Annotated in this window: 1 protein-coding gene; it reads left to right on the top strand. The window is 66.5% G+C overall.

What is annotated here, in order from left to right; genetic code table 11:
- Positions 1-98 precede the first annotated feature (98 nt).
- A complete protein-coding gene (locus tag G7A98_RS16570) occupies positions 99-539 on the top strand; it encodes a DNA polymerase III subunit chi (RefSeq protein ID WP_163650776.1) in 441 nt (146 codons plus the stop codon).
- Positions 540-761 lie beyond the last annotated feature (222 nt).

Below are 761 nucleotides of genomic sequence, written 5' to 3'. Positions count from 1 at the left end.
GCCCGTAGCCCGTAGCCCGTAGCCCGTAGCCCGTAGCCCGTAGCCCGTAGCCCGTAGCCCGTAGCCCGTAGCCCGTAGCCCGTTATCAGGCCCTAGCCGTGACCCACGTCGATTTCTACATCCTCCCCGACACCACCCTCGAGGCGCGTCTCGACTTCGCCTGCCGGCTGGCCGAGACCATTCACCGCAAGGGCTACCGGCTGCATATCCACACTCGCGACGAGGCCATGGCCCGCGACATGGACGAGCGGCTGTGGACCTTCAAGCCCGAGAGCTACCTGCCCCACGCCCTGCTCGCCGATGAGGTCACGCCGACGCCGCCGGTCACCCTGGGCTGGGAAGCGCCCCCGGATCCCGGGCCCGAGAGCCCGCCCATCGAGGCGCTGCTCAACCTGCATGACGGCATTCCCGAGTGGTTCTCGCGCTTCGAGCGGGTCGCCGAGATCATCAACCAGCATCAGGCGGTGCTCGAGGCCAAGCGCGACTGCTGGCAGACCTATAAGCAGCGCGGGTACCCGGTCAAGGCCCACAAGCTCTAGCCGTGATCTCTCACCCAGATTGTTCATCCGGAGCCTGGCCGTGGGAGCGACGTCAGTCGCGATGGGGCGGCCACCGGGCTGCGCCATCGGGGATGAATCCCCTCCCACAAGCCCCTTAATCAGGCCGGCCAGCATGGCCGAGCGACCGTGGGAGATTCTATGTTGCCCGTCAAGCCTTGATGGGGCTTGGAGGGCGATATCCCGTCTCATGCTTCATCAGTG

Source organism: Modicisalibacter sp. 'Wilcox' (assembly GCF_010993675.1).
Classification (GTDB): domain Bacteria; phylum Pseudomonadota; class Gammaproteobacteria; order Pseudomonadales; family Halomonadaceae; genus Modicisalibacter; species Modicisalibacter tunisiensis.
The sequence above is the reverse complement of the archived record's forward strand: the minus strand, read 5'-3'. Positions and strand labels throughout refer to the sequence as shown.